The sequence below is a fragment of the Larkinella terrae genome (genome assembly GCF_009668025.1).
Classification (GTDB): domain Bacteria; phylum Bacteroidota; class Bacteroidia; order Cytophagales; family Spirosomataceae; genus Larkinella; species Larkinella terrae.
The window spans coordinates 140,867-167,141 of record NZ_WJXZ01000007.1 but is presented as its reverse complement, the minus strand read 5'-3'; the positions used below and the strand labels follow the sequence as shown (position 1 = coordinate 167,141).

General features: G+C 51.4%; 26 protein-coding genes. 10 read left to right on the top strand and 16 right to left on the bottom strand.

Features of this window, described 5'->3' with window-relative positions; translation table 11 throughout:
* Positions 1-64: 64 nt before the first annotated feature.
* The gene (locus GJJ30_RS13555) at positions 65-367 is read right to left on the bottom strand and encodes a DUF4286 family protein (RefSeq protein ID WP_170299187.1); all 303 of its coding nucleotides are present in this window, start codon (positions 365-367) and stop codon (positions 65-67) included.
* 181 nt (positions 368-548) lie between these two features.
* Here GJJ30_RS13555 and GJJ30_RS13550 point away from each other — a divergent pair, with 181 nt between their 5' ends.
* The 3 genes from GJJ30_RS13550 (at position 549) to GJJ30_RS13540 (ending at position 2,935) form a co-directional block, all read left to right on the top strand.
* Positions 549-1,007, top strand: a complete 459-nt coding sequence (locus GJJ30_RS13550) for a cytochrome B (protein WP_154175700.1) — start codon at positions 549-551, stop codon at positions 1,005-1,007.
* A gap of 108 nt (positions 1,008-1,115) precedes the next feature.
* A complete protein-coding gene (locus GJJ30_RS13545; RefSeq protein ID WP_154175699.1) occupies positions 1,116-1,604 on the top strand; it encodes a hypothetical protein in 489 nt (162 codons plus the stop codon).
* Positions 1,605-1,762: 158 nt separating this feature from the next.
* Positions 1,763-2,935 carry a glutathionylspermidine synthase family protein gene (locus GJJ30_RS13540; RefSeq protein ID WP_154175698.1) on the top strand — a complete coding sequence of 391 codons (1,173 nt, stop codon included), beginning with the start codon at positions 1,763-1,765 and terminating at the stop codon, positions 2,933-2,935.
* A gap of 137 nt (positions 2,936-3,072) precedes the next feature.
* Here GJJ30_RS13540 and GJJ30_RS13535 read toward each other — a convergent pair whose 3' ends face one another.
* A complete protein-coding gene (locus tag GJJ30_RS13535; protein ID WP_154175697.1) occupies positions 3,073-3,870 on the bottom strand; it encodes an SDR family oxidoreductase in 798 nt (265 codons plus the stop codon).
* Positions 3,871-4,027: 157 nt separating this feature from the next.
* Between GJJ30_RS13535 and GJJ30_RS13530 the strand changes: the two genes are divergently transcribed.
* Positions 4,028-4,375 (top strand): DoxX family protein, encoded by a 348-nt coding sequence (locus tag GJJ30_RS13530; RefSeq protein ID WP_154175696.1) that lies wholly within the window; start codon positions 4,028-4,030, stop codon positions 4,373-4,375.
* Here the strand turns inward: GJJ30_RS13530 and GJJ30_RS13525 are convergent.
* Both GJJ30_RS13525 and GJJ30_RS13520 read right to left on the bottom strand, forming a co-directional pair.
* Positions 4,366-4,914: a GNAT family N-acetyltransferase gene (locus GJJ30_RS13525; RefSeq protein WP_170299186.1), complete on the bottom strand. Its 549-nt coding sequence runs from the start codon at positions 4,912-4,914 to the stop codon at positions 4,366-4,368. The genes GJJ30_RS13530 and GJJ30_RS13525 overlap by 10 nt on opposite strands.
* An 86-nt stretch (positions 4,915-5,000) precedes the next feature.
* A complete protein-coding gene (locus GJJ30_RS13520; protein ID WP_154175694.1) occupies positions 5,001-5,261 on the bottom strand; it encodes a hypothetical protein in 261 nt (86 codons plus the stop codon).
* Between GJJ30_RS13520 and GJJ30_RS13515 the strand changes: the two genes are divergently transcribed.
* Complete coding sequence (locus tag GJJ30_RS13515; RefSeq protein ID WP_154175693.1) at positions 5,247-7,283, top strand: M13 family metallopeptidase; 2,037 nt, start codon at positions 5,247-5,249, stop codon at positions 7,281-7,283. The genes GJJ30_RS13520 and GJJ30_RS13515 overlap by 15 nt on opposite strands.
* 14 nt (positions 7,284-7,297) lie before the next feature.
* On the opposite strand, the gene GJJ30_RS13510 is transcribed toward GJJ30_RS13515, so the two are convergent.
* The 7 genes from GJJ30_RS13510 to GJJ30_RS13480 form a co-directional block, all read right to left on the bottom strand.
* The gene (locus GJJ30_RS13510) at positions 7,298-7,945 is read right to left on the bottom strand and encodes a putative outer membrane beta-barrel protein (RefSeq protein WP_154175692.1); all 648 of its coding nucleotides are present in this window, start codon (positions 7,943-7,945) and stop codon (positions 7,298-7,300) included.
* 148 nt (positions 7,946-8,093) lie between these two features.
* Positions 8,094-9,170, bottom strand: a complete 1,077-nt coding sequence (locus GJJ30_RS13505; RefSeq protein ID WP_154175691.1) for an aminotransferase class V-fold PLP-dependent enzyme — start codon at positions 9,168-9,170, stop codon at positions 8,094-8,096.
* Between the two features lie 6 nt (positions 9,171-9,176).
* Complete coding sequence (locus GJJ30_RS13500) at positions 9,177-9,614, bottom strand: hypothetical protein (protein ID WP_154175690.1); 438 nt, start codon at positions 9,612-9,614, stop codon at positions 9,177-9,179.
* A 10-nt stretch (positions 9,615-9,624) separates the two neighbouring features.
* The gene (serA, locus tag GJJ30_RS13495) at positions 9,625-11,529 is read right to left on the bottom strand and encodes a phosphoglycerate dehydrogenase (protein ID WP_154175689.1); all 1,905 of its coding nucleotides are present in this window, start codon (positions 11,527-11,529) and stop codon (positions 9,625-9,627) included.
* 5 nt (positions 11,530-11,534) lie between these two features.
* Entirely contained in the window at positions 11,535-11,852 is a 318-nt protein-coding gene (locus GJJ30_RS13490) for a HepT-like ribonuclease domain-containing protein (RefSeq protein WP_205880561.1), read from the bottom strand.
* A 28-nt stretch (positions 11,853-11,880) separates the two neighbouring features.
* Positions 11,881-12,168, bottom strand: a complete 288-nt coding sequence (locus GJJ30_RS13485) for a nucleotidyltransferase family protein (RefSeq protein WP_154175687.1) — start codon at positions 12,166-12,168, stop codon at positions 11,881-11,883.
* A 14-nt stretch (positions 12,169-12,182) separates the two neighbouring features.
* Positions 12,183-13,175 (bottom strand): YheT family hydrolase, encoded by a 993-nt coding sequence (locus GJJ30_RS13480; protein WP_154175686.1) that lies wholly within the window; start codon positions 13,173-13,175, stop codon positions 12,183-12,185.
* 241 nt (positions 13,176-13,416) lie between these two features.
* Between GJJ30_RS13480 and GJJ30_RS13475 the strand changes: the two genes are divergently transcribed.
* Positions 13,417-13,941 (top strand): DUF2911 domain-containing protein, encoded by a 525-nt coding sequence (locus GJJ30_RS13475; RefSeq protein ID WP_154175685.1) that lies wholly within the window; start codon positions 13,417-13,419, stop codon positions 13,939-13,941.
* Between the two features lie 162 nt (positions 13,942-14,103).
* Here the strand turns inward: GJJ30_RS13475 and GJJ30_RS13470 are convergent, their stop codons facing one another.
* Positions 14,104-16,119 (bottom strand): hypothetical protein, encoded by a 2,016-nt coding sequence (locus tag GJJ30_RS13470; RefSeq protein WP_154175684.1) that lies wholly within the window; start codon positions 16,117-16,119, stop codon positions 14,104-14,106.
* Between the two features lie 3 nt (positions 16,120-16,122).
* Complete coding sequence (locus GJJ30_RS13465) at positions 16,123-17,979, bottom strand: 3-keto-disaccharide hydrolase (protein WP_229313116.1); 1,857 nt, start codon at positions 17,977-17,979, stop codon at positions 16,123-16,125.
* A gap of 281 nt (positions 17,980-18,260) precedes the next feature.
* Between GJJ30_RS13465 and GJJ30_RS13460 the strand changes: the two genes are divergently transcribed.
* Together GJJ30_RS13460 and GJJ30_RS13455 are read left to right on the top strand one after the other, a co-directional pair.
* On the top strand, positions 18,261-19,058 hold the full coding sequence (locus GJJ30_RS13460) for a 3-keto-disaccharide hydrolase (RefSeq protein ID WP_154175682.1): 798 nt from the start codon (positions 18,261-18,263) through the stop codon (positions 19,056-19,058).
* A gap of 182 nt (positions 19,059-19,240) precedes the next feature.
* Complete coding sequence (locus tag GJJ30_RS13455) at positions 19,241-20,110, top strand: ChaN family lipoprotein (RefSeq protein ID WP_154175681.1); 870 nt, start codon at positions 19,241-19,243, stop codon at positions 20,108-20,110.
* Positions 20,111-20,117: 7 nt separating this feature from the next.
* Here GJJ30_RS13455 and GJJ30_RS13450 read toward each other — a convergent pair whose 3' ends face one another.
* From GJJ30_RS13450 to GJJ30_RS13440, 3 genes are read right to left on the bottom strand one after another with little or no spacing between them, the layout of a single operon-like run.
* Positions 20,118-20,450: a type II toxin-antitoxin system RelE/ParE family toxin gene (locus GJJ30_RS13450; protein ID WP_154175680.1), complete on the bottom strand. Its 333-nt coding sequence runs from the start codon at positions 20,448-20,450 to the stop codon at positions 20,118-20,120.
* Positions 20,440-20,673 (bottom strand): hypothetical protein, encoded by a 234-nt coding sequence (locus GJJ30_RS13445; RefSeq protein ID WP_154175886.1) that lies wholly within the window; start codon positions 20,671-20,673, stop codon positions 20,440-20,442. Before GJJ30_RS13445 ends, GJJ30_RS13450 begins: the two co-directional genes overlap by 11 nt.
* A 52-nt stretch (positions 20,674-20,725) precedes the next feature.
* Positions 20,726-21,328, bottom strand: coding sequence for an RNA polymerase sigma-70 factor (locus GJJ30_RS13440; RefSeq protein WP_170299185.1), 603 nt, complete (start codon positions 21,326-21,328; stop codon positions 20,726-20,728).
* A 200-nt stretch (positions 21,329-21,528) separates the two neighbouring features.
* On the opposite strand from GJJ30_RS13440, the gene GJJ30_RS13435 reads away from it, so the two are divergent.
* Positions 21,529-22,635: a FecR family protein gene (locus tag GJJ30_RS13435; RefSeq protein WP_154175678.1), complete on the top strand. Its 1,107-nt coding sequence runs from the start codon at positions 21,529-21,531 to the stop codon at positions 22,633-22,635.
* Between the two features lie 221 nt (positions 22,636-22,856).
* Positions 22,857-26,264, top strand: a complete 3,408-nt coding sequence (locus GJJ30_RS13430) for a TonB-dependent receptor (protein WP_154175677.1) — start codon at positions 22,857-22,859, stop codon at positions 26,262-26,264.
* The last annotated feature ends 11 nt before the right edge of the window (positions 26,265-26,275 follow it).

The window sequence follows — 26,275 nt, the reverse complement described above, 5'->3', positions numbered from 1 at the left end:
TGCCGCGGCCCCTTTTTGCGTTCGCCTCCACAAACGTCGCCCCGGCGAAAACTGTAACCCGCTCTCAAACCTCCTCCAGCAGACTCTGGAATAGCACGTATTGATTCGAATATTGCTGCTGGAGCTTGCCGAGCAGTTCGTCGGCGTGGAGTTTATTGAACCGGAAATAATCGATCCGGCCTTTGAACGAAAACTGAAACGTGTAGGTCTCTCCACCATTTTCCACTTCCGTGAGTAACCGCAGAATTTTAACCGCCAGCGGCAGACCGGTTTCCATGAATTGCGGCACGAGTTCAAACCGCATCCAGTTTAACCATTCCCGCTCGGTGGCTTTGTCAATGTTAATCGTCAGATTGTAAAGAACCATGAATAAAAGAAGTTGAAGACAGACGATTGACCATTGACGATTGTCCATCGTCAATGGTCTACGGTCAATAGAAAAAGGGGTAACAGTAAATTCGCCATTTTTGTCCGGAATCTTGTAGCTATTCTCGCTCGTCTTAGCCACAAATGTTGTTTCTTTGCTACCAGACAAATCTACTCACTCTATGCTTTACAATATACTGGTCCACACCCACTCGGGTCTTCGCTGGATTGTATTGATTCTCCTGCTTGCTGCCATTGTAACCGCTTTTCGCAAGTGGCAGGGGCGCGACGAATACACGCCCGGCAACAACAAATTATACCTTTTTGCCCTAATTGCAACCCATACGCAATTCACCATCGGCCTGATTCTTTATTTCCTGAGTCCCAAAGTGCCCCTGTTTGACGGAATCGATTTTGGTACTATCATGAAGACGGCCATTTACCGGTTTTACAGTGTCGAGCACATCGTTGGCATGCTGATCGCCGTTGTTCTGATCACCATTGGCCGGTCAAAATCGCGACGGATCAGCGGCCCGGTTCAGAAACACCGCACGGTTTTTATGTTTTACGGGTTGGGATTGCTGGCCATTCTGATTTCCATTCCGTGGCCCTTCCGCATTCCTGGTGCGGGCTGGTTCTGATTACGTACCAATACGGGCGCGGCAATGAGCAATAGACAGTCCAGGTAAGGGTGTTCGTTGTTCATTGCCGGGCGGGCCGTTCCGACTGACGTCATTCTATTTCACAAAATGCAACCCGTGCCCCAATACCGAACGGTTTTGAACTGGATTCAACCTTCTGCGGCTGAACGGTTTGAGATTTATTCGGAATTGGGAATGCCGCAGGCCGTTTTAACCATCACCCGGCCCGATTACGCCCTTATTGAGTCCCGCTTTGGCATCTATCAAATTCAGCGACCGACGCAACTACCAGCGATTACCGTTACCGACCTTTCCGGTTCAACGGTGGCAACCATCCGAACCAACTGGTGGGGGCGGTATTCCGTGACGTTCGACGGCAGCGACGAACTGCGGTTCCGTTCATCGAGCGTCTTGCGAAACCGCTGGCTCTGGCGCAATAGCAACGGCGAAGTGCGGGCAGTGGTGCAGCGCAGCCGGATTTTCTTTTCACCCGAGTGGCCCATCCGCGAAGTGCTTTCGGCGCTGTTAGCCGGTTTAACCATTTATTTGATCGTTACCAAATCCTCACTATTTCAACGACTTATGGTACCTGGTTGACGGTTTTCAGTTTTTGCCATGCCGACGGTTCGGTAGCTGGTACGTCCTGTTCGCTACTCAACTTTTTGTATCACTATTCGATAGTTAAGAATGCGCAGGCAACTAAAATGTCGGCCTGACGAAAACAGTAAACCCAATACTGTAAACCACACCTTCACATGGTACGAACTTTCTCTTTACCCATTCCTCCGGATCAGCAACTTCGAAATGTCGGCTGGAGCTGGATGCTCGGCACCGACACGCTACCGTATTTGACCAACGAAGTGGTGGTGGTTAAACCGGAAGAAACCGACGCGTATTACGGAGCCGTCAGTCAACTGTTTGAAATGCTGGTCGAAGCCGGGCAGCACGTCATCGACAACAACCGGTTTAGCGAATTGGGCATTCCTCAAAATCTGGTTGAATTGATCCGGTTTTCCTGGAACGACGACCGGCACATTCAGTTGTACGGGCGTTTTGACCTCGCCGGTGGAATCGACGGTCAACCGATCAAACTGATCGAATTCAATGCCGATACGGCCACCTGCATTCCCGAGACCGCCGTGGTTCAAAACGCGCATTTGCGGGCCAACGGTCTCGACGAAGAACAACAGTTTAATACCGTGTATGAAATGCTGGTCGAGCAGTTTCGCGAAGTGCTGGAGCAAAATACCGATCTGCAACCGACGCTAATGCTATCGTCCATGCGCGGTTTTCCGGAAGACGACAGCAACGTCGCGGTTTTGGGTGAAGCCGCCCGCGAAGCCGGTTTTACAGTCGATTTCGAATACATCGACAAGGTTGAGTTTTCGGTTGAGGAAGGACTTTTCAAGCAAAATCCTCAGAACGGGCAGTTCGACAAATTCGATTTCTGGTTCAAATTGCTGCCCTGGGAATACATTGGCTACGAGGAACCCGACCTGGCTCACATCCTGACGGAAGCCGTTCGCCAACGGAAAGTGATGGTGCTGAACCCCGCCTATTCGCTGTTGTTTCAGTCAAAATACATCCTGAAAGTCCTATGGGAACTGTATCCGTATCACCCGCTGCTGCTGCAGACCGACAGCAAACCGCTGACCGATCGGCCGTACGTCGAGAAGGTTTTGTTCGGTCGCGAAGGCGCTAACGTTCGCATCCTGGATGAGCGGGGCAACGTTCAGGCCGAAGCCGAAGGAGAATACGGCGATTACCCGAAAATTTACCAGGAATACGTCGATTTAGCGACCGATGCCGCCGGAAACCGGTACCAGGCTGGGGTATTTTTCGCGGGTGAAGGTTGCGGTTTGGGTTTCCGGCGCGGGGGCATTATCCTTGACAACGGCGCGCAGTTTGTCGGTCACCTGGTCGAATAACCCTGTCAGCGGTCGAAGACCCTGACAGCGGTTAAAACCCCGTTAATCTTTGAAGACCCTGACAGCGGTTGAAACCCCGTTAACATTTAAAGACCCTGACAGCGGTTAAAACCCTAGCAAAAAACTAAATCACCAAATTACCCCATCAGCAGCGACTCCCCGCCATCAATCCAGAGGGGCGTGCCGGTAATGTGGTTCGCCCGCTCGGAAGCCAGAAAAACCACCAGTTCGGCCACCTGCTCGCTGGTGCCGGGTTTGCCGTCGGTCAGGGGAATGGTGCCTTCCGGAAATTCGACCGGTTCTTTGGCCGACTCGATCTTGCGCTTTTTCGTACTGTCGTCAATCTCGGTTTCGATAGCTCCCGGACAAATGACGTTCACCCGGATGCGGTGTTTCGCCAGTTCGAGCGCGGCCATTTTCGTAAACGCCACCTGACCGGCTTTGGTGGTTGAATAGGCCGTAGCCCCCGTATTGCTGAAAATCCGCGTTCCGTTCACCGAAGCCGTAATGATGATCGAACCGCCGTTTTCCTTCAGGAGCGGAACGGCATATTTGACCGTCAGAAACGTACCGCGCAGGTTTATTTCGATGGTTTTGTCCCACTCCTCCGGCTTCAGGTCCTCGATCGGTGCCCAGACGCCGTTGATACCGGCGTTGGCAAAAACGATGTGCAAACCGCCCAGCTGTTTCTGAATCTCCCGAAACGCTTTCTCCATTTCGTCCGGTTTCGAGATGTCCGCCAGCAGGGCAATCGCTTCGCCCCCCTCCCGCCGGATCTGCTCGACGGTTTCCTGCAATTCGTCGTCCGTCCGGCCCAAAGCGGCCAATCTGGCCCCTTTTCGAGCCAGCAAAAGCGCGGCTGCCTTGCCAATTCCCGATCCTGCACCGGTTACCAATGCTACTTTTCCGGTAAATTCCTTATCTTGACTCGCCATATCGTCAGCCGAATTAGTTGCTTTCTGACTCATCTACCTATCCGCTGCCTTTTTTGTTAGAAAATTCAGTCATTTCTTTTCAAATTCTCTATTAAATGAGCGTTTCTGAATTCATTGAAAACCCAGGTTGTTCGTTTCAAAATTACAGTAATCGTCCATGAACAACCTGAGTCTCTACTGCATCGCTGCGATTTACGTGGTATCGGGTTTTCTGCATTTTTTCCGACCTGAGCCTTACCTCCGCATCATGCCGCCGTACATTCCGAACCACCCGCTGATGGTGTTGCTGAGCGGTATTGCCGAACTCGTTCTGGGCGTCGGGCTGCTATTTCCGGCCACCCGCATGCTGGCGGCCTGGGGGCTAATTCTGCTGCTGATTGCCATTTTCCCGGCGAATGTCTACATGGCAACGGCGGAGAAGTTTTCCTCCATACCGGGCTGGGTCCGCTGGGGCCGGCTTCCGCTGCAACTGGTGCTGATCTGGTGGGCGTGGCGCTACACCTGAACCGGATGATCAGGGCGGCTTTTTCGCCACCGCACCCCTTCTTCCACTTCGCCTACAAACGTGAAACCGGTTTTCTGCAACACCCGCTGCGAAGCGTTAAACTCCCTCAGTGTATCGGCGATGACCGTTTTTACGTCCGGTTGTTCAAAAATCCAGTCCAGAAAACAGTTGACGGCTTCAGTTGTGTACCCTTTTCCTTCGAATTTTCTGTCCATAAAATACCCGATCATTATTTGACCGTCGGCATCCGGCGGCCCCGCCATTCCCAAACCGCCGATGGTCAGGTTCAGCTCCCGATGAACCACAAGCCAGTGCGTATACCAAACCCACCTATCGGGATGAGCAATGAGGTTCGGGATGACAAAGTGTGCGAGTGCTTCATCAAATTCCGCCATAAAACGGGCATCGGCTTTGAGTTCAAAATGAGATAAATCCAGACAGCGGGCGGTTTCCAGCGCAGCCCGGCTGATGGACAGTTGTTCGAGATCAGAAAGTGAAAGTGGAATAATTTGTAACCGGTTTGAAATCAGAGAAGTCATTGAAGTAACTGATAAACGATTGAAAATAAAGACAATAAAAAACCGCATCACCATTTTCAGTGATGGCAGTCCTGAAACATCAATCGTTAAACCAGTTCAGGCGAAGAGCCGGAAAGAAGCAAAATGTACAGAGGCAGTTGTTTTATAACCGGCTTAAAAGTAGAGATAACCGACCAAGAAATCAACTCAACTGGTTCGAATTGAAGCGGTTGGCGGTTTTTAATTTCCAAAATTGTACCAACGGTCAATATCCCCCGTTTTACGGTAATCGATCGAATTCCAAAAAATCCTACTTTTACTTTTTTTGTAAGAGTCAACGAACCAAACCTTCTATGAAATTCACCCATTCGATCCTGCTGGCGGTTGGCGGCATGCTATCGCTCACCGCCTGTAAAACCGAAAAAGACGAAACCGCCCGCACGGTTTTTTTTGATAAATCGGGCATGGATACCACGGTCGTTCCCGGCAATGATTTCTTTTCCTACGCGAACGGAAATTGGGTTAAGAATACGAAAATCCCGGACGATCAAACCGGTTGGGGCTCCTTTTACGAACTGAGCGAAGAGAATCACAGGAAAACCAAGTCCATTCTGGAAGAAGCAGCCGCCAGCGGAGCCGCCAAAGGAAGCACCGAGCAGAAAGTGGGCGATTTCTACGCCAGCGGAATGGATACGGTAACCATCGAGAAACGTGGCTATGATCCGCTGAAAGCCGAACTGGCGAAAATTGCCGGTCTGAAAGATTACAAGGAAGCCCTGCATTACATGGCCGACGACGAAATCAACCGGGGTGGCGTTTTGTTCGGAATGGGGGTTGGCCCTGACGACCGACAGAGCACGATCAACCGGCTTAGCTTCAGTCAGAGTGGGTTGAGTTTGCCCGAAAAAGACTACTATTTCAAGACGGATGCCGAAACAGTGAAAGTCCGCACGGCTTTCCTCAAATACGTGACCCAACTTTTTACGCTGACCGGCGTGGATTCGACGACGGCCCGGAAGAAAGCCGACGGCATTCTGGCATTTGAAACCGCCCTGGCCAAATCGCACAAGGCCCCGGCCGAGCTGCGCGATCCAATCAAGAATTACCATAAACTGTCAGTGGCCGAACTGACCAAACTGACGCCCAACATCGACTGGAAATCGTTTCTGGAAACGCTGACGGCGAAAACCGATACGGTTTTGGTGGGACAGCCGGAGTATTACCAGGCCCTGAGTGCGGTTTTGCCGACGACACCGATCGACGTTATTAAAGACAAAGCGGCATTTGGTTACATCGATTTCAACGCGTCGCTGTTGAGCAAGCCGTTTGTGCAGGCCCGATTTGATTTCTACAACAAAACCTTGTACGGACAACCCGTTCAGTCGGAACGCTGGAAGCGGATTGCTCAAAATACCGATACGTATCTGGGCGAATTGCTGGGGCAATTGTGGGTCAAAAAGTACTTCACCCCCGAAGCCAAAGAGCGGATGCTGACGCTGGTAACCAACCTTCAGAAAGCGTACCGAAACCGCATTGAAAAGCTGGATTGGATGTCACCGGAAACCAAAAAAGTTGCGTTAACGAAGCTGGACGGCGTAACGAACAAAATTGGTTACCCCGACAAATGGAAGGATTATTCGGAAGTGGAGATCAAGCGGGATGGGTATTTTGAAAATATCCAGAGCGCGCGTAAACACGCTACGAAAGAGAATTTCGCCAAAATCAACAAAACCGTCGACCGCAGTGAGTGGCAGATGACTCCGCCCGAAGTCAACGCCTACGCCAATCCGTCGTTCAATGAAATTGTGTTTCCGGCCGGAATTCTGCAGTTTCCGTTCTTCGATAAAGACGCCGACGATGCTATCAATTACGGCTCCATAGGCATGGTGATCGGCCACGAAATGACCCACCTTTTCGATGATCAGGGTCGCCAATATGATGTCCAGGGCAATTTGCGCGACTGGTGGCAGAAGTCGGACGCCGACAAATTCACCGCTAAAGCCGATCAGGTGGTCAATCAGTACAACAATTACACGGTTCTGGATAACCTGAAACTAAATGGACGACTGACATTGGGTGAAAACCTGGCCGATTTGGGCGGTTTGGCCATTGCATTCGATGCGTTCAAGTTAACCGATCAGAGCAAATCCGAAACTAAAATTGACGGATTCACGCCGAATCAGCGGTTTTTCCTGGGCTTTGCGCAGGTCTGGCGTATTAAAATCCGGGACGAGACACAGCGGGCTTACGTTCAGATTGACCCGCATTCCCCGGCCAAATACCGAGTCAACGGGCCATTGTCGAATTTTGCGCCGTTTTATCAGGCATTCAACGTGAAACCGGGCGAAAAAATGTACAAACCGGAAGTGGACCAAACCCGCGTCTGGTAACGTACTTACGGGCGTTAGCGGCTGATGTGAAAATTAGCACCGAGTTTAATCTGAGGGCCCCGGTTGTTGCCTGCATAGACCGGGGCTTTATCGTAATAATTGTTCTCGATCATTAACTCGATCCCTAAGCGGTCGGTGGCCCGGATGCCCAGCCCCAACCCAATATTCAGGCTGCTAAAACCGCGACGATCGTTGGGCCCGACATCGCTGGAGCGGAATTTTCCGACATTAAAACCGCCTTCGCCAAACACATAAAACGCATTTCGAACCGGATAATACCGGACAAAGGCCCCCGCTGAATTAGCCCGGTAACTGGTAGAAGCCCGGCTTTCGAACGCACCCCGCAACCCGATGGCCAGCCCACGCTGAATGAAAAGAGCTACCCGGGGGTTAAAAGCCGTGTAGAGCCCCTGCCCTTTTCCGGTTGCGAAACCCAGCGCAACGCCAATAAAGGCAGCTCCGCGCTGAAACCAGGGCGAACCGGGGCGTTCGATATAGGATTTTTGATCGTCGGATGGCGTTGTCATCCTACTCGATGAATCGGGAACGGGAGTTACCGGAACGTCCCGACGAAGCGTATCCGTTTCCTGCGCCTGTACAGCTACGGTTGTTATCAGACAAATGGTCAATGCATAGATTAACCGATTTATAAACCTTTTCATTGGAGTACAGTGAAGTGTATTCCTAAAACCCCAGAGTCGAAATAAAGTTTATTTGAACGCAAAGAGCACCGGTTTTTACAAGGATTCATCGCGGTTGTGCGATTTTCCCAGTAAAAACCGGTGCTCTTTTCTACGGATTGACTAAAAACTAAACCTTTCCCAGCGCGTCGATCACCTGCGCAACCTGCTCCGCACTCGTTGCGGGGAAGTTGGCAATCCGAATCTGGGAGTCTTTGAACTGCCCGTAACCGCTGCCCACCACCAGGCCGGATTCCTTCACCTTGCTGATGATTTCTGAAGACGGTTTTTGGGTATTGGCCACCACCACCGTGCGCGACCGATGGCGGTCTTCTTTCACAAACGGGGAAAAACCGGGGTGGTTTTCAACGAATTTATAAAGCATTTTGGCCTTTTCTTCCGTCTCCCGGCGAATGATTTCGACACCAATCCGGTTGAAATCTTCCGCGATTTTCCCCAGCAGATAAATAAACAGCACGTTTGGCGTCGCGGGCGTTTCGTAGGTTTTGTAGTTCTTCCACAAGGTCGGCAGGTTGTTGTGCGCGCCGATATGCTGGTCGCCGTGCTTCAGGGTTTCAGCCTTTTCGAGGCACTTCTCATTCGCGATCCAAACGCCCAGACCGGCGGGTAAACCAAACGCTTTCTGAACGGAGAAAAAAGCCGTATCGATCAGCGAATAATCCAGATCCGGAAACGGAGCCGACGAAACCATATCGACCGCGATCAGTTTTTTGGCGTTGCTGCGTTTCAGTTTATGAATATCCGTTGGCCGGATCTGCACGCCCGAACTGGTTTCGTTGTGCGTCACCGCAATCAATTCCGCATATTCTGGTACCTCAATTTCGCCGTAATCGAAGCCTTCGCCGAACGGTTTTTCCTGCTTGTGGGCGTATTTCTGAAGCGAAGTCGCGTATTCGCAGAACTTTTTCGAAAAGGAGCCATTCACCAAATGGAAACTTTCGTGTTCAACGCAGTTGAGCAGAATCCGCTCCCATACTTCGGAAGCCGAACCCGTAAAGAAAATACCGTGCGATTCGGGAATCGTCAACAGCTCGCGCAATTGCTCGACGCAAAACTGGTACAGACTCCGAAACCGGGCGCTCCGGTGCGAAATCGAGCCAATCTGTTCATCCATCGCCGTTTGCAGGTGTTGGTAAACGGTCGGATATAACTCCGCGGGTCCGGCGGTGAAGTAGGTTTGTTTCATAGTTGATCAATAAAAGTATTGCCCTGTCCAGCGCAGACTATCTGGAAACATAAGCCCAAAATTTCCAAACCGCTCCTCATTGGCAAGCACGACGCCATTGTCCGGATTGCCTTTCTCGTAAATAACCGGTAGCTTTTCGTTCAGCACCGCGTTCAGTTGTGGCTTCGTCAATCGACGATTGAGCTTACCCGTGCCCGAGAACGATTTTCCATCCACCGAATACTGAATGCAGGCCCGGTAAAACTGCCGGTATTTGGTGCTGACATATTCGTACCGGACCACGGTTCCAACAGCAAACGCACTGTTTTTCCGAATCTGCTTTCGTTCGTAAATGCTATACATTTTCGGTACGGCCGCCAGAAAAAGCGCAAGAGGGATAAAAGCAACCAGAAGGGCTTTCGAAGGGGGCCAGTCCATTTGTTTTCCTTTTATCTCCTCTTTCATTTTTTTCCTTCTAATATAACAACCGGAATTTGATCGTGTTGTCGATATTCCGCAGTTCGTTCACCACTTCGTCCGAGTAATCCTTGGCAATATCCGTAATCACATAGCCAACCTGCTCGGTTGTTTTCAGGTATTGACCCTGAATATTGATGTGGTAATTGGCAAAAATCGCGTTGATTTTCGCCAGAATACCCGGAACATTCGCGTGAATGTGCAGCAAGCGGTGCGAATCTTTCAGGAGTGGCAATTGCACTTCCGGGAAATTGACGCTGCCGTAAGTACTACCATTGTTGATGTATTCCAGCAGTTTGCCGGGCACAAAGTTGCCGATGTTCTCCTGTGCTTCTTCCGTACTGCCGCCAATATGCGGGCTCAGAATGACGTTGGGCAAACCACGTAACTCGTTGATAAACTCTTCGTTGTTGGTTTTCGGTTCGTACGGAAACACGTCAACCCCCGCACCGGCCACGCGACCGGTTTTGATGGCATTCACCAGGGCCTCAATATCGACGATGTGTCCGCGCGAGAGGTTCAGGAAAATAACACCTTCTTTCATCAGCGCAAATTCCCGCGCGCCAATCAGGTTCTTGTTGCTGGCCCGGCCGTCGGTATGCAAACTGATGAAATCGGAAACGGCGAGCAATTCGTCCAGCGTTTTGCACTTCCGGGCATTTCCGAGCGCCAGTTTATCCACGATATCGTAAAAATAAACCTCCATGCCTAGTGCTTCGGCTACTACGGAAAGCTGCGTACCGATGTTGCCGTAGCCCACCAGACCCAGTTTTTTACCGCGAACCTCGAAGCTGTTTTTGGCCGATTTATCCCAGACGCCTTCGTGCATTTTATTGCTTTTCGGAACGATGTTCCGCACCAGCATGATGATTTCGCCAATGGCCAGCTCCACCACCGAACGGGTGTTGCTGTAGGGCGCATTAAAAACCGCAATGCCTTTTTCGGTACAGGTTTTCAGGTCGATCTGGTTGGTTCCGATGCAGAACGCCCCGACGCACATCAGCTTGTTGGCGTGTTCGAGCACGCGGCTGGTTACCTGCGTTTTGGAACGAATACCCAGAATGGAAACGTCCCGGATTTTCTCGATCAGCTCGTCTTCGTCGAGGGCACCCTTCAGGATTTCAACGTTAAAACCTTCGCTTTCAAACAGTTTCACCGCCACCGGATGGACGTTTTCCAGCAGCAGAACCTTGATGCGGCTTTTGGGATACGATTGACTGCGGCTCAATTTATTATGGTATAAAAACTCGTCGAGGGATGGCGCTACGTGGTCGGCTTTCTCAATGACTTTCGGCCGCATCACGTTCTCGGTAAAGGCATAAAACCGGTTGGCCAGCCCCGACTCCCGGATTTCGTAGTCGGTATAGCCGTCACCGATTACGTAAATGTCACCTTCCAGTTTCAGATCCCGGATCAGTTTTACTTTGCCTTTGTCGGTTGAAAGCGGGTTTTCGCAGTCGCAGCTGACAATGTTACCATCGGCATCGAATACAAACGTATTGGCAAAAACGTTTTCCTCCTTGATTCCCAACGACGTAACGATCGGCACAATGAATTCTTTAAAACCGCTCGACACGATGTAAATATGGTCGGCGTGTTCGGTCAGGAATTCGCGGTTTCGCTGAAAAGAGTCCGAAATTTCGTTTTTCAGTGTTTCGATCAGAGCCGGCAGGTGGTCGCGGTGCGCATGCAAGAGTTCCAGCCGGAGTTCGATTGATTTGGACAATGAAATCTCACCCGACATGCCCCGGTCGGTAATGATCTTGATTTTTTCGAGGATGGCTTCCCGGTCGCGGTGACCAGCCAGTGAGATTTCTCCGAGCACATCCAAAGCTTCAACTTTGGTGAAGGTGCTATCGAAATCAATGACGAAATACGTCTGTTCGAGCGTTTTGGTTAACATCGTGTTTACTCCAGATTATTGTCAGCATTTAATAATTCTTCCAACTCCTGCCTAAGTATAGGAAGATGTACAGTTATTATTTTCCAGATGATCTCATAATCAATTCCAAAATAATCATGCACCAGAATATGACGAGACCTTATTATTCGCATCCACTCAATTCCATCATGCTGATCACGAAAGGGTTTCGGCACCCGGTTTGCGGCCTCTCCTATCACCTGAACGTTCCTGATTACTGCATCACAAGCCATGCGATTCGCCAGAAAATCGTCAAAACTCATTCCTTCCGTGTATTCTCGAATGGCCTGAATCGCATCCAGCATATCATTCAGTAAAGCATGGCTCGACCGCTTAGACATACTGTAATTGCTTGCTGATAAATGGAAGTAATCTGGGTTTGATTGCTTTTCGTGTTACTAAATCAACCTTTTTCTGAAGTAACTCTTCTAGTTCAATCGCCAGATCAACTACCTCAAAACCAACGGGCTCACTAAACTCAACCATAATATCCACGTCGCTTTCTTCCGTAGCAGTTCCGTCAGCGTAAGAACCGAATAAAGCGATCGACACCAACGGATAGCGATGAAAGAGAACATCTTTATTCACTTTTAGAATCTGCTTTATTTGTTCCGCGTCCATTATCAGTTGAATTTTCACTGTACAGCATCATTTTTCAAAAACCGCAATGCCCGCTCTTCCGACCAGTAAACCGTTTTGTTTGGTCCGGCGGGGGCAAAACCGCAATGGCCTCCCTGCGTTGGAAACTCCATCCAGACGTTGGGAAGTTGACGCGCCAGTTCTTCCGGGAAACATTCGCGCGACAAAAAAGGGTCATTTTTGGCATTAACAATTAAAGTCGGGATCGCAATTTTGTCCAGGTATTGCAAGGCGCTGCTCTGCTCGTAATAATCCTCGGCATCACGAAAACCGTGTAATTGGGATGTAAACAGGTTGTCGAATTCCCGCAAAGTTCGCACTTTTTGCAATCCCTCCGTCGGAATGGCTCCCGGCATGAGGGCGGCTTTTTCAAAAACTTTGCGCTTGAGTGTCCGGTTAAAGCGCTTGTTATACACCTGACTGTCCCACGCTTCTAGTCGGCGCGAGGCCGTAGTCAGGTGTAAGGGCACGGAAAACACGACGGCTTTTTCAATGGCCGGATGAATCGCGGTTCCCTGCTCTCCGAGGTATTTCAGGGTCACATTTCCGCCCGCACTAAATCCCATCAGATTAATATGCCGATAGCCTTTTGCCAACGCATGATTGATAACCACTTGCAGATCACCAGTTTCGCCGAGGTGATAAAACCGAGCCTGTCGGTTCATTTCGCCACTGCAACTGCGGTAATGCCAGGCTAAACAATCAAAACCGCCCCCGTTCAGGTGCCGAACCATTCCCGCCAGATACTGCCGCCGGGAATCACCTTCCAAACCGTGGGAGAGAATCGTTAACTCATCACCGCCCGGCGGCCCGGTCTTAACTTCAGCAAAGCTCCAGTCCAGGTCCAGAAAATCGTCGTCGGGGGTTTCAATACGCTCGCGGGTGTAGGCTACGCTGACTTTTCGGAACAAAGCCGGGATGATGGTTTGCAAATGTCCGTTCCACAAATGAGCGGGCGGACGATAATCCGAAGTGGTAATCAGCGGCATAAGGTATTCTCTGAAGAAACACAAAGGTAAGCGGTTCGGCGGCAAAGGGAAAATCAATCGGCCAGAAAGACAAAAGAGTTTGATTCTCTCGATCTATTTGGTAATTTCTTCACATTGGATTGAACTATTTCGACTGACCTTTCAACTTATTTTATCGTCCGATTAAACCAGTTCTCTATCTTTTTGGTCTAAGTTTTGTTTTATTTGTGACCAATCATTCACTAAAAACTTTCTATTACCTATGAAAAAGGGATTGTTAGTATTGTTTGCGTTGCTGGTTACGGCAACCTCAACCCTTGTTTTTGCGCAGGCCAAAAGTCCACACCTGAAAGTTGAAAGCCCCGGTAAAAATGTAAAAGTCGTTTACGGGCAACCCTCGAAACGGGGACGTGTTATTTTTGGCCCGAACGGTTTGGAGAAATACGGGACGGTTTGGCGGACTGGTGCCGACGAAGCGACCGAAATTACATTTGCCAAAGATGTTACATTTGGCGGAAAACCGGTGAAAGCGGGCACGTATACGCTCTTTACCATTCCGAATGAAAAAGAATGGACGGTTATCCTGAATAGCAAATTGGGGCAATGGGGCGCGTACGACTACATCGACCCGGTGAAAGGAGTCGAATTGAAGAAAAAAGACGTCGCTCAGTTCACGGTTCCGGTTAAAACGAACGCAACGCCGGTGGAAAAACTGACCATCACCCCAACGGACTCCGATGTAACGATTGCCTGGGATAACGCAACCATTGCGATTCCGGTAAAGTGACTGCCACAGCGTAATCCAAATTTAATAAAACCTCCCGGAGCGATACGCCGACCTACGTCCTTGTAGCGGTTTTTAGTACCCCGGAAACAGCACAGCCCGACCATTGGCCGGGCTGTGCTGTTTTTAAGAATGAACCGTTAAAAATAGCTGGACGTTTTACCCTTACGGCTGATCCGCGTTTTTGGCAGTTCCTCCGTTTCCACCGGCCAGCGAATTGATCCAGGCGGCAATTTTCATGGCGTCGGCTTTGGGAACCTGCGGCATCGGTGGCATTTCAGTCGAATAATCCGGCCAGTTTTGCGGTTTCGGATTGTAGATCAGCTCCAGAATTTTCTCGTTCGAATAGCCTTTCTTCGCTACATCGACAAATGCCGGGCCGACCTGCCGTTTTTCGGCATTGTGGCAGGCCGTACAGGTATGGCGGTTGAGCAGCGGTTTTACCTCCTCGAAGGTCGGCGCTTTGGCGATCAGCGCACCGGTTTTTGTACCAGTTGCTGCCGTTTTCGTACCGGTTTTTACACCCGGTTTTGCCGGAACGCCTTTTTTGCCCGCCGGAGCGGTTTTCGACGCCGATGAGTTAAACGTACTCACTTCGTTCATCGCCAGTTTCTGACCTTCGGGCAGGTTGTTCAGCGTGTAGTAAGCGGTGGGGTGAACCAGCGAATACGAACCCTGAGCGGCCCGAACCCCTTCAAGCGTCAGGTTGTGGATGTAATACTGGCGCAGGTTGTCGACAATCACGCGGGCTTTCAAACCGTCGGCCGACACTTTAACACCTTTCACTGAGCAGGTTTCCTTGTTGACCGTCGGGCTACCATAAACCGGGTGGTATTTGTAAATGAAGCTTTCGACCGAATACGAAGCCAGATCTTCGGCAGATTTCCGGTCGACGGGCGTGGTGAATTCCACCTCAAAACCGTCCGGCATGGCCCGAACTGCCCGCATTTCAAACGGCATCTGGTTGTTCCAGGTCAGGCGTTGCAAGCCTTCGTCGGCATCGCCCGCCGAACCCCAGCCACGGTTGGTTTCGCCGACAAACAGCGAACCGTCTTTGGCCCACGCCATCCGCAAAACCCCCGAGCGAAAACCGCTGCGGAAATCGATCGAAGCACCCTGGTATTCGCCTTTCACTTTCTCCATAAAAACCCGGGTAATTTTGCTCTGGCCCTGATCGCCAACCAGCAATTGTCCCGAAAAAGGTCCGAATGAACCCTCCGGAATCTGAACGATTTCCGAGTTGGAAATGCCCTGAATTCCGTGCGGCAGCCAAACCACTGGCAGTTGAATTTCCGGAAAATCCTTCTTCATTTCGAACAAGGTGTAGTATTTTTCGTCGATCACGTTTTCCGGTTTGATGGCCCGGCCCCGCTCGTCACGGTTGTCGCGCGGATTAATTTTGGCGTATAACTGCTCCTGCGTTAGCTTAACCGGCGATTTCGGGTCGGCACTCCAGCGCAAACCCGCCGGGTGACCCATAAAAGCTCCTTTTTTGACGTGCCAAACGCCCCCGGAACCAATCCAGTCGCCCTGGTTATCGGCGTAAAACAATTCGCCGTTGATCATTCCCAAACCGGCTGGTGAGCGAACGCCTGTTGCCCAGGGCTCGATCTGACCGTCCTTGGTAATGTGCATGATCCAGCCACGCCAGGGGACACGACTTTCGCCCGCCCACCATTTTTCGTCACCGAAAGCGACGTTACCGGAAATAAAATACGAACCATCGGGCGCGATTTTAGGACCAAATGTATATTCGTGGTAGTGACCCGAAACCGGTATGTTGGTGACGGTTTCGATAATATCGGCTTTTCCGTCCTTGTTCGAATCCACCAGTTTGGTCAACTCGCCACGCTGGGCGCAATACAGGGCGCCGTCTTTGTAGGCCAGGCCCAGTACTTCGTGTAATCCCGACGCAAATTTGCGGAAGAACGGACGGCGGCTCGTCGGGTTTTCAACGATAAAAATGTCGCCCCGACGGGTGGCAACGCCCAGATCGCCGTTCGGCAGAACGGTCAAACCGCCTACTTCCAGCAAAGTGCCTTCCGGTGCCGACACCTTCAGAATTTTATAAAAATCTTCTTCCTTGGGCGACTCCTGCGCCCAGCCCACCGAGAAAGTAGCCGCTGACAACAGGATGCCAGCCGCGGCCCGGCGAAGAATGGATGTATGTATTCGTTTCATAAATTAAAACAGGATCGAGTAAACCAATTTTCCCTTCACCGGAACGATCAGTTCCTGTCGATCGCCCACTTTCCGAACGGCGGGTGTTGCCCCACCGGCATCGTCGATGCGCACGTAATACGCCTTTCCATCCACGATGTACATGCCGTTTTCCAAAGCTGCAATCGTGCTACCTTCCGCCAACCGGGCGTACAGGTCACCGGCGGGATTTTGTACCGTCACTTCCCGGCGAACGCCCTGCCCGTTTTCCAGCACGCGGGTCGCATCCGTAACCGTGGAACCGAAGGTTTGATACCTAAACGTCGGACGATCGCCTTCGTCGAGCACATAGCCCCGTGGACGAAAACCGCTGCCGGTCGTGTCGGTAGCCCAGGCCGCCGTTGGAGACGACAACTTAGCGAGTCCTAATACCGGCGCGCCCAGTCGCTGTACCATACCCATCGGCCGCGACGAACCATCGCCCCGCTCGTGCCACATGGGCGTTGTGTCCAAAAACTGTCCCCGCCAGACCTGCACCAGTGCACCATTGTCCATGTCATAGGTGTAATGCACCTGCTCGGGGCTGCCCACCGAAACCGCATGAACAACCCGTAACGTCCGGCCTTCTTTATTTTTATAGCCGGGCATATCCATAAAACTCCGCAGAATGGTGTTGGTCGACGCATCAACCATGATCGGATCGGTGGGATCGCCGTTGTAGGCACCGCTGGCGTCGCTGATGATGTATTCGCGAATGCCGGGTCCGGTTACCGCCAGGCCGATCGACGGTCTGGCCCAGTCCTCCATTTTGGCGTACAACAACTCGAACGGCACATCGCCCGCGGGCAGCGTAATGCTCCCGCGCTGACGGCGGTCGCCGGGCGTAATAACGGTTTTGTTGTTGATCTTCATCATGCCACCGCCACCGGCAGCACCCAGATTGAAGGCGTAATCACCGGCTTCCTTCACGCGAAGCGTGCCGGTGTAGCGAATCAGAAAGTCGTTCGGAATGCGGGTCACGTTGGCCGTCAGAATAACCGACGAACCTTCGGCTTCCGGCGGCAATTTGCTGAAATCCGGTTCTTTATCGAATCGTCCCTTGTAAACCGCATATTTCAGGTTCATCAATTCCGGACGCGGTTTATCGTAGTTTTTAATGATGATGTTCCGGATTGCAACCGGGCCGTGATCGCCCTGAATCCGGAGCGGCCCGCTGGCTACCTCGTCTTTACCGAGCGCCCCGCGGGTGGGTCCCGCCAGTTCGACGTTTTCGTGAATCGCCACGCCGTTCAGTTCAACGAGCAACATGCGGGCGTTTTCGATTTTCTTGCCGCTGGCGTCGAAGCGCGGAGCCTGGAATGAAATCTTCAGGTGTTGCCACAAACCGGGTGCCCGGCTGGCATTCTGACGGGGAGGGTGGCCGTCGTAGCCTTTCTGTCCATCGGGGCGGCTATCGTCCCAACGTTCGTAAATACCACCATTATCGCCCGCTTTGGGATTTTTGGCTCCCCAGCTATCGAGCAGTTGAATTTCGTAGCGCCCCTGCAGATAGACCCCCGAGTTCGAACCTTTCGCAATCAAAAAATCCAGATCGAGATCCACATCACCGTGCTGGAAATTCGATACCAGATCGATGTTCCCGTCTTTAGCGGGCAAATTGACCAGAATTCCAGTTCCCGGTGTACTTTTCAGGACGTCTTTCTGGTTCAGATCGCCGGAAACGTCACCGACTATACGCCAGTTGTTACCCGGTTTTTGGAAAGCACTTAAATCGTTTAGTGGCAGAGCTGCGGGCTGGTCCGTTTTGGGCTGGGCAATAGCCAGTCCGGCGCTAAAGACCCACCCGACACCAAACACCAAACGGGCGAACGTCGTGTTCATAGAGGTTGACTTCATTAGATTTTAGATGAAGTCGGGAAGTTACCTATTTTTTAAAAATTTTTATAAAATTGATTGCACTTCCACCCATCTACTGCATTATTTCGATAGCGGTTTTCAGAATTTCAAGAGACGTCCTTCACTTACAGGTATCCGGTTCTTTATCGGACAGAATTAAAAAATAAAGTCTCGCAAGCCGGAGCGACTCATGCGTTGACATTTTCGCCTATCTTTGAAGGCGGTTTTTCGTGCAAATCATTGTTCACCCAATCCTATTCTGACGAATGAAAAAAAGTACTTTAGCCCTTGCCCTTGTTTTAGGTCTGACCCAACTGGCGATTGCCCAGGAAAAGGAAAAACCCAAACAAAATCCGGAATCATCCGAAATCTGGGAACCTGTTCCTCGGGTGGTAACACCGGGTGAATTATCGCCCGGCACGGCATCGGGCACCACGGCCCCGTCCGATGCGATCGTTTTATTTGACGGAAAGGACGGCAGCAAGTGGGTATCGGTAAAAGGCTACAGCCCCGACGCCTGGGGTGGTGTAACGGAAGGCTCGAACCCCTGGCCGGTTCGCGATGGCGCCATGTTTTCGGCCAAAGGCGCTTCCCTGCGCACCAAGCAGGAATTCCAGGATTTCCAGCTTCACATCGAATTCCGGACGCCCGATAAAGTAGAAGGCAACGGTCAGGGACGCGGCAACAGCGGTATTTTTCTGCAGGGCCGCTACGAGCTGCAGGTGCTCGACGGTTACAACAACCCGACGTATTCAAACGGGATGGTGGGATCGATCTACAAACAGGCGATTCCGCTGGTTAATCCAAGCCGCAAACCGGGCGAATGGCAGACCTACGACATCATTTACTTCGCTCCCAAATTCAACAAAGACGGCATGATGGCCGAAATGGGCAAGGTGACAGTTTTGCTGAACGGTGTGCTGGTGCTGAACAACTTCAACATCAAAGGAACCACGGAATACATCGGTTACCCGAAAGTTCAGGCGCATGGCAAAGGTCCGCTGTTGCTGCAGGATCACGGCAATCCGGTCGGATTCCGGAACATCTGGATTCGGGAGTTGTAAAAACTTTAGAGCAGCCTTTTTAAAGGGGGGTTATTTCGCGGAGTTGAGCGGAGTTAGAGAAGTTATGCGGAGAAAAAACTCTGCAGAACTCTTATAAACTCCGCTCAACTCCGCGAAATAACCCCTTTTTTTACCAAGCCAGCAAATCCTTGTTTATATTGCGTCTAAATAATAACCTTCTCATGAAATACCTCCTACTGCTCGCGCTCGGCTGCCTTGCGTTCACGAGCGATAAACCGGCTTACCAGTTTTATTCCCAGAAATTAAAAACCGTTCCCTATCAGAAGGTTCTGAAAGAAGCCACCGATGCAGATGTGGTTTTCTTTGGCGAGCTGCACAACAACCCGATTTGTCATTGGCTGGAACTGCAACTGACGAAGGATTTATACGAAGCGAAAAAAGAGCAGTTGATTCTGGGAGCTGAGATGTTCGAAGCGGATAACCAGACGGCTTTATCGGATTACATTTCCGGAAAAACCACGGACAAGGAGTTTCCGAAACAGGCCCGGCTCTGGAATAATTACAAAACCGATTACCGCCCGCTGGTCGATTTCGCCCGTGACCACAAACTGACCATGATAGCCACCAACGTGCCCCGACGGTATGCCAGTGCGGTTTCGCGGCAGGGGCTGGCGTCGCTCGATACGGTTCCGGCGGCTCAGAAAGCCTGGATTGCGCCCCTCCCCATTACGGTCGATCTGACGTTGCCCGGTTACAAAGCCATGCTGGACATGATGCACGGCAGCGGCTCGAAGCCCGACCCGGAACAGGGTGGAAATTTTGCCCGCGCCCAGGCCATCAAGGATGCCACGATGGCGTATTTTATCCTGCAAAACCGCAAACCCGGCACCACTTTTCTGCACTACAACGGGTCGTATCACTCCAACAATTTCGAGGGAATCAGCTGGTATTTGCGCCAGCAACAGCCGGATTTAAAGATCGTTACGATTGCATCGGTCGAGGTGCCGGACGTGGAAAAACCGGATAAAGCCAATCGGAATATGGCCAATTTTATTCTGCATATTCCCGCGGATATGACGAAGACGTATTGAGGAATATTTAGCTATCTTCCAGCAACTTTATCAAGTCTTCTAATTCACCGTCTGAAATAGTACTTCGTTCCGATTTATCGTAAATAAAAGACAGGGTAATCGTCTCATTTAAAATCTTAACGTAAGTGATTACGCGGGCACCACCCGACTTTCCAGTACGTTTAGAGGTAATTTTGAGTCGTACTTTATAAAAGTTGCTGCCCAGTGCTTCGCCAAGCGTCGGATTTGCCAGCAGTTCTTCACCCAGTTGTGCTAGGTCTCTGGCAAGAGAGGGATATTTTTTAGCTAAGCGTTTAAATTGCCTGTCAAACAAGGCCAGCGTCACTATTTTAAAGCTCATTGAGGAGGTCGGCTAGAGGACGAGCCTGTTTTGTTCCCTGCTCGATAGCTTTTAATTCCAGAATAGCTTCTTTTAATTCAGAAAGTAGTTGTTCTTTCGTCGACTCCTCGACTTCATACTGTTCTAAATCCCGGTACCTTTTTTTCAATTGTTTCCAATCCTGCATCGGAATAAACACTCCGGTTGGGTTGCCTTTGCTATCGTGAATAATCTGGAGATTCATACCTGAAAGGTCTTCTTTCAAAAATAAACGAAAATGCCTGTAAAGCAAAATTTCACCGCTCCGCCAACATCATCAATAACCACACGAAACTGTAGTCCCGCAGTTGCGCGCGGAGTAATTTGAGGGCTTTCGAGAGGTGGTATTCAACGGTTTTGTCGGTGAGGTCGAGCTTCTGCGAAATTTCCGGAATGCTCTGGCCTTCGAAACGGCTCAGGCGGAAAACTTCCTGCGTTTTGGTGGGCAGTTTCTGAAGTTCGGTTTCAATGGTCCCGACCAAATCGCTGTAAGCCAGCTGGTTTTCGGTCGAGAAATCGGCCTGAGGGGCAAAAATCTGCTGGTATTCCTGAAATTTTTCGCGAACAATCTGGCCCTTGACGTAATCGATCACCGAATACTTTAAGGCTCCGAACAAATAATGGTCGGTCCGGCGAACGGCCAGCGATTCCCGTTTCTGCCACAATTGGACGAACAAATCCTGGACTAATTCTTCGGCAATTTCCGGCGATTTGGTCTTCTGAAACGCGACACGATACAACGGATACCAATACCGGTCGTACAGTTCCGCCAGCGCCAGCCGGTTTCCGCCGGATAACGCCTTCAGCACCCGCTCATCATCCCAATCTTTCAGCGACGAAAGTCGTAAATCTGCCGACATGATTTCCTGATGTCGAAAAAATGAATACCAAATTACAATTTTTTTATCAAAAAGTGCCATCGCCCTGGATTTACCCCTTGATCGTGTCTTCAGTACAGGCAATTATCAATTGTATTTAACAAACAATAATTTAGCAAAAACTGCCCGTTTATATAAATAATCAAATTTATTATAAAATCATTTAGGGCAAACCGGGGGTTTTGTCGACTTCCACAGTACAGGAACAGGTTCAGCGGCCCATGCAAAAGGAAGAATTCGTCCGACTACTGACTAAATACAACCAGGGTCAATGCTCTGAAGCGGAAATCAGGCTGATTGACCGTTGGTACGACCAGTTGGGTACCGACGGAACATTTGCGCTGAGCGACGAAGAGCGACAGAATCTCAAAAAAAGGCTTTGGCAAAAAATTGATTCGCAGACTACCGAAGAAACCGAAACCGCTGCCCAACCGCCTGAAAAACCGGTCCGTTTGCCCGTGTTCCGGCGGTGGGTTGCGGCTGCCGCCGTGGCGGTCCTGATTGGTTTTGGCACCCTGTTCTTCTACCAAAACCCGACGAATTCACCCAAACCGGAAATTCGGGAAACCGCAGCTGAAACGGGGTTTGTAACGCGGAAGAACGCCACCAGTCAGACCCAGCTCATTACGCTCATCGACGGCAGTATCATCCACCTGCAACCGCAAAGCACGATTCGGTATGCCACCCAGCCGCAGCCCCACAAACGGGAAATCTGGCTCAATGGCAAGGCGTTTTTTCGGGTGCAAAAAGACGCCAGTCGCCCGTTTCTTGTTTACAGCGGCACCATCGTGACGCGCGTGTTGGGAACCAGTTTCTGGATTACGGCCCCGAAAAATGCGCCGACGGTGGAAGTGGCGGTGCATACCGGCAAGGTTGCGGTTTTTAAAAAAGACCGCCAATCGACCCTAAAACCGGAAGAAGTTGAAGTGACAGACAATACCGGCGTCGTGCTGACGCCGAATCAGAAAGTAACCTTTTTTATTGACGAAAACCGCCTGACCCGAGGTTTGATTGATTATCCCGAACCGATCCCGAATCCCGTCCGGCCCGAACCGGCGACCTTCGTGTTTGACGACAGCCCTTTGCCAGAAGTGCTGAAGCAACTCGAAAGCCAGTACGGGATTGCGATGGAAATCGGGAATGAGGTGCTGACCGAATGCCGGTTTACAGGAAACATTACCCGGCAACCGCTCTACACAAAACTGGAACTGATCTGCCAGTCGATCAACGCCCGGTATGAAGTGCAGGGAACGCGTATTCTGATCAACGGAACCGGTTGTAACCCTTAACCAGACCTAAACCCTACAAATGCCTATGAATTAAGCAATTACTCACAAAAAAGCCGAAAGTGCGGCTACACTTTCGGCCCGGAATGTACCCCCTGATGCGCATCATAACTCATCTGCCAGGATGAGTGGGGCTTGTTTTGTCAAATGCTTCCATTTTTTCCAACAAAACATACAAAAGTATGAAATTTTGTCGAATGCTCGGTTTGACCCTTCTAACCGTCATGAAAATCTCTTTTTTACCTATTTTCCTAAGTCTGGTGCTGGCCGGATCGTCGTTGGCGTACGACGGAAAGGCGCAGGACATGCTCCAGCGTCCCATTTCGATCAAGGCGGATGAGGTGGCCCTGAAGCAGATTCTGACCCGGCTGGAGCGAATCGCCAACGTAGATTTTGTGTATAGCCCGAACGCCATTCCTACAGCCCGGAAAGTGACGCTCAATGCCCAGAATCAGAAGCTGTCGACGGTGCTGGAATCGCTGCTGAAACCGCTCGGCCTGACGTATCAGGTCATCAGCGGACAGATCGTGATTCAGTTGCCGCCCGCACCGCAATCGTCAGTCAATGATTCGAACGTCTTTCTCGAAACCGCCCCCGAGGCCGCCGACCGAACGATCACCGGGCAAGTTACCGCCGAAAACGACGAAGGAATGCCGGGCGTCAGTGTCGTGATTAAAAATACGACGCGGGGCACCACCACGGATATGGATGGCAAATTCCGGCTTTCGATTCCCAATGATCCTTCCACGACCCTGGTTTTTTCTTTTGTAGGCTTTGTCAATCAAGAAGTTACTGTCGGTAATCAAACGAATTTCAAAGTCCAGCTGCTCGCCGATCTGAAAACGCTGGAGGAAGTCGTCGTCGTGGGCTACGGAACCATGCAGAAGAAGGACCTGACCGGGGCCGTGGCTTCCATTCAGGGCGACGCCATCACGACCCGCAAAACCACCCAGATTTCACAGGCGCTGCAGGGCGCCATGCCGGGCGTCACCGTCACCCGGGGTAACAGCGCACCGGGAGCAACGGCTAACATCCGAATCCGGGGGATCACCACGATCAGTGAAGCCGGGGCAAATCCGCTAATCATTCTCGATGGGGTTCCCATTGACGACATCAACTCCATCAATCCCAACGATGTCGAAAGCATATCGGTCCTGAAAGATGCGGCTTCGGCTTCCATTTACGGTTCGCGGGCGGCCGCCGGTGTCATTCTGGTGACGACCAAACGGGCCAAAACCGGTCAGCTGAGTCTCGATTATACGGCGGAATACGGCCTGGAACGGGCCACGCGGCTACCGGATTACGTGAACGCCAAACGGTATATGCAGCTCACCAATGAACTGCGCTGGAACGACAACGGTAACAATGCCAATCAATATCCCACCTACGCCAAAGACCTGATCGACAATTACGACAACCTGCACGCGCAGGACCCCAACCAGTATCCGAATACCGACTGGCGCAGTATGATGCTGAAAGATTTCGCGCCCCGGCGCAGTCACATGCTCAGCATTTCGGGTTCGGGAAAATCCCTGCGCTCACGGGTTTCGCTGGGCTACGACAAAACCGATGCGCTCTACGAAGGCCGGAGTTATGAACGGGTTACCGCCCGGGTCAATAACGACCTCACCATCACCAAATTTCTGTCGGCCAGCGTCGATTTAAATTTCCGGCGGGCCTTTTCGCCCCAACCCATCACCGACGACCGAGGCAGCCCGCCTTCTTATCCGTTCTATAAAATGGGCATCATGCCCCCGGTTTATGCCGCCATGTTCTCGGACGGACGCATCGGCTCGGGCAAGGACGGGGCCAACATCTACGCCAAGCTGAAATACGGCGGTTTTAACAATGCCTGGTACAATCAGGTTGGCGGTAAAATCAGCATCGACTTTACCCCAATCAAAGGATTGAAAATCACCGGCGTACTTTCGCCCTTCTTCAATTTTGATAAGATAAAAGTCTTTACGAAAAAGGTCCCGTATACCTTGTGGAACAGTCCGAACACCGTTGCCGGGTACATTGAAGGGCAGTCGCAAACGAAACTGGAAGAAAGCCGCAACGATAGTTATCGGTACACGACGCAGGCATTGGCCAACTACGACCGCTCGTTCGGTAGCCATCACCTGAATCTGCTGGGCGGTTACGAATATTTCTACGCATTCAACGAGTCGCTGGGGGCGTCGCGCGGGCAATATATTCTGAATTCCTATCCGTACCTGAACCTCGGCCCGCTGGACTTTCGGGACAACAGCGGCAGTGCCAACGAAAACGCGTATCGCTCCTGGTTCGGGCGGGTGATGTACGGTTACAAAGACAAGTACCTGCTCCAGGCCAACATTCGGTACGATGCTTCTTCGCGGTTTGCGTCGGCCTACCGCTGGGGTTCGTTTCCGTCGGTTTCGGCGGGCTGGGTCATTTCGGAGGAGCCATTCATGAAATCGAGCGCGTCGTGGCTGCCTTTTCTGAAACTCCGGGCGTCGTGGGGTTCGCTGGGCAATGAGCGGATCGGGAACAATTTTTATCCCTACCAGGCCATCCTGAGTTTTGAAAACAACGCCCTCTTTTACCAGGGGAATACGGCGGTTTCGGCCCAGTCGGCGGCTCAGTTCCAGTATGTCATCCGCGACATTTCCTGGGAAACCACCAGTTCGGTCAACGTAGGATTGGACGTCAATTTCTTCCGCGAACGGCTCCGGCTGACGGGTGATTACTACAAAAAAACCACCCGGGACATGCTGCTGGAACTGGAGATTCCGGATTATGTTGGTTTCGACAATCCTTACCAGAATACCGGGAAAATGCACACATCGGGTTGGGAAATGCAGGCCACCTGGAACGACAATCAGGGCGATTTGCGGTACAGTGCTTCGTTTAACCTCTCCGATTTCAAATCCAGCATGGGGGATCTGGGTGGCACGGTTTTCACCGGTGACCAGATTATTCGGGAAGGAAGCCAGTTCAGGGAATGGTACGGGTACGTGTCCGAAGGTATTTACCAGACCGCCGACGAGGTTGCCAACTCGCCCAAGCTGAACGCCAACGTCAAACCGGGTGACATTCGGTACAAGGACATCAGCGGCCCCAACGGCGTGCCCGACGGCAAGATCTCCCCCGAATACGACCGCGTTTTGCTGGGCGGTTCCCTGCCCCGGCTTTCGTTTGGTGGTAACTTCAACCTCGGCTACAAAAACTGGGATTTCGCGCTGGTCATTCAGGGTGTTGCCAAACAGAATTCCCGGTTGGGCGCGGACATCGTTCAGCCGCTGCGCGAAAACTTCGGAACCTTCCCGGCCATTCTGGACGGCAACACCTGGAGCACCTACAACACGCCCGAGCAGAATCTGCAGGCGAAATACCCGCGCTACACGAACACGTCGGCCGGTAACAACTACGCCCTGTCTGATTTCTGGCTGATCAACGGCGGTTACTTCCGGCTGAAAAACATCAGTGTGGGCTACAATATTCCCCGCGTTTTTGCGCAGAAACTGAAAATGCAGAGCCTTCGCGTTTATGGCTCCGTCACGGACCTGCTGTCAATCAGCAAGTTTCCGAAAGGCTGGGACCCCGAAGTGGGCGGTCTGGGCTACCCCATTACGACCTCCTTTGTTCTCGGCGCTTCCGTTAAATTCTAACCCGATTTTCC

Bases quoted from the DNA above. Each gene is read 5' to 3' on its own strand.
- GJJ30_RS13555 (WP_170299187.1), bottom strand. From the start codon at position 367: ATGGTTCTTTACAATCTGACGATTAACATTGACAAAGCCACCGAGCGG.
- GJJ30_RS13550 (WP_154175700.1), top strand. From the start codon at position 549: ATGCTTTACAATATACTGGTCCACACCCACTCGGGTCTTCGCTGGATT.
- GJJ30_RS13545 (WP_154175699.1), top strand. From the start codon at position 1,116: ATGCAACCCGTGCCCCAATACCGAACGGTTTTGAACTGGATTCAACCT.
- GJJ30_RS13540 (WP_154175698.1), top strand. From the start codon at position 1,763: ATGGTACGAACTTTCTCTTTACCCATTCCTCCGGATCAGCAACTTCGA.
- GJJ30_RS13535 (WP_154175697.1), bottom strand. From the start codon at position 3,870: ATGGCGAGTCAAGATAAGGAATTTACCGGAAAAGTAGCATTGGTAACC.
- GJJ30_RS13530 (WP_154175696.1), top strand. From the start codon at position 4,028: ATGAACAACCTGAGTCTCTACTGCATCGCTGCGATTTACGTGGTATCG.
- GJJ30_RS13525 (WP_170299186.1), bottom strand. From the start codon at position 4,914: ATGACTTCTCTGATTTCAAACCGGTTACAAATTATTCCACTTTCACTT.
- GJJ30_RS13515 (WP_154175693.1), top strand. From the start codon at position 5,247: ATGAAATTCACCCATTCGATCCTGCTGGCGGTTGGCGGCATGCTATCG.
- GJJ30_RS13520 (WP_154175694.1), bottom strand. From the start codon at position 5,261: ATGGGTGAATTTCATAGAAGGTTTGGTTCGTTGACTCTTACAAAAAAA.
- GJJ30_RS13510 (WP_154175692.1), bottom strand. From the start codon at position 7,945: ATGAAAAGGTTTATAAATCGGTTAATCTATGCATTGACCATTTGTCTG.
- GJJ30_RS13505 (WP_154175691.1), bottom strand. From the start codon at position 9,170: ATGAAACAAACCTACTTCACCGCCGGACCCGCGGAGTTATATCCGACC.
- GJJ30_RS13500 (WP_154175690.1), bottom strand. From the start codon at position 9,614: ATGAAAGAGGAGATAAAAGGAAAACAAATGGACTGGCCCCCTTCGAAA.
- serA (WP_154175689.1), bottom strand. From the start codon at position 11,529: ATGTTAACCAAAACGCTCGAACAGACGTATTTCGTCATTGATTTCGAT.
- GJJ30_RS13490 (WP_205880561.1), bottom strand. From the start codon at position 11,852: ATGCTGGATGCGATTCAGGCCATTCGAGAATACACGGAAGGAATGAGT.
- GJJ30_RS13485 (WP_154175687.1), bottom strand. From the start codon at position 12,168: ATGGACGCGGAACAAATAAAGCAGATTCTAAAAGTGAATAAAGATGTT.
- GJJ30_RS13480 (WP_154175686.1), bottom strand. From the start codon at position 13,175: ATGCCGCTGATTACCACTTCGGATTATCGTCCGCCCGCTCATTTGTGG.
- GJJ30_RS13475 (WP_154175685.1), top strand. From the start codon at position 13,417: ATGAAAAAGGGATTGTTAGTATTGTTTGCGTTGCTGGTTACGGCAACC.
- GJJ30_RS13470 (WP_154175684.1), bottom strand. From the start codon at position 16,119: ATGAAACGAATACATACATCCATTCTTCGCCGGGCCGCGGCTGGCATC.
- GJJ30_RS13465 (WP_229313116.1), bottom strand. From the start codon at position 17,979: ATGAACACGACGTTCGCCCGTTTGGTGTTTGGTGTCGGGTGGGTCTTT.
- GJJ30_RS13460 (WP_154175682.1), top strand. From the start codon at position 18,261: ATGAAAAAAAGTACTTTAGCCCTTGCCCTTGTTTTAGGTCTGACCCAA.
- GJJ30_RS13455 (WP_154175681.1), top strand. From the start codon at position 19,241: ATGAAATACCTCCTACTGCTCGCGCTCGGCTGCCTTGCGTTCACGAGC.
- GJJ30_RS13450 (WP_154175680.1), bottom strand. From the start codon at position 20,450: ATGAGCTTTAAAATAGTGACGCTGGCCTTGTTTGACAGGCAATTTAAA.
- GJJ30_RS13445 (WP_154175886.1), bottom strand. From the start codon at position 20,673: ATGAATCTCCAGATTATTCACGATAGCAAAGGCAACCCAACCGGAGTG.
- GJJ30_RS13440 (WP_170299185.1), bottom strand. From the start codon at position 21,328: ATGTCGGCAGATTTACGACTTTCGTCGCTGAAAGATTGGGATGATGAG.
- GJJ30_RS13430 (WP_154175677.1), top strand. From the start codon at position 22,857: ATGAAAATCTCTTTTTTACCTATTTTCCTAAGTCTGGTGCTGGCCGGA.